General features: G+C 61.4%; 1 pseudogene. It reads right to left on the bottom strand.

Annotated features, from left to right (window positions below):
* Positions 1–80: 80 nt before the first annotated feature.
* Positions 81–1029 (bottom strand): annotated as a pseudogene (locus tag HX873_RS30910) (glycosyltransferase); the annotation flags it as partial.

Below are 1029 nucleotides of genomic sequence, written 5' to 3'. Positions count from 1 at the left end.
CTTACATACACTTGGATTTATAACTACTGAATGTACTGGCGCGGGATAAGCGGTTGGTTCCGCTTATCCCGCGCCCTGTATCAAGGTTGTGCGGGTTTGATCAAATGCAGCAGTACGTAGGGGTTCTTGTCGAACTGGCCGGTCAGTACCGGCTGCAGTGAACGAAAACGCGGGTCGCTCAACGCTTCATAGTCCGACTGGCTCATGATCAGCCATGCAGGAGCCTGGATCGGCGCCAGATCGGCAGGCAACTGGGTAAACAACGGCACCCGGTCGCAATCGAGGTTGACCATGAACTTGATGGCTTTTGCGTCCTTGCCCAGTGCGTGCAATACCAGCGGCGCCGGTTGTTGCTGGGTCAGCGCATGGGCCTGGAGGGTAAAGGTGCGCGTGTCATACAGCCGGCGCTCCAGCGGCTCGACCATCACGATATACGCCAGCCACACCGCCAATACCGCGGCGAAGGCCGGGCCCACGTAGCGAAGCCGCCGGTTGAACAGCAAGCCCAGCACCAGTACCTGGATCGCGATCAGGATCCCGAACACCGGATTGAGGCTGCCAATCTGCTCGGGGAAGCGGTGACGCGCCACGAACAAGCCTGCGATCAGCAGCCCCGGAATGACCGTCCACAACCCCAGCATCAGCCAGCGCAGCCCGGCGAACAGTCTGCCCCGCGACACCTGGAACGGATACGCGGCGATGATCGCGGCCAGGGGCAGCATCGGCAGCACATAGCGCGCTTTTTTCGCCTGGGGCACCGACAAGCCGATCATCACGATCAAGCCGGCGGCGAGGCAGTACAGCACCAGTTTCAGCGCCGGGCCCTTGTCCTCGCGGCCACCGGCGACAATCGCAATCAGCGCGAGTATTGCCAACGGATACGCCGGCGCGTAGTTACCCAGCGAACTGCTGAAGTAATACAGCGCGCTGCCGGAGCCTTCGGTGCCGTCCATGCGACCCAGGAACTGCATGCGGATCACGTCCTGCATGACCGTTTCACCGCCACTGAGCTTGGCCAGCAGCAACAGC

It is taken from the genome of Pseudomonas sp. P7758 (genome assembly GCF_013386485.1).
GTDB lineage: Bacteria > Pseudomonadota > Gammaproteobacteria > Pseudomonadales > Pseudomonadaceae > Aquipseudomonas.
Note: the sequence above shows the minus strand (reverse complement) of the source record. Positions and strands in the feature narration are given on the sequence as shown.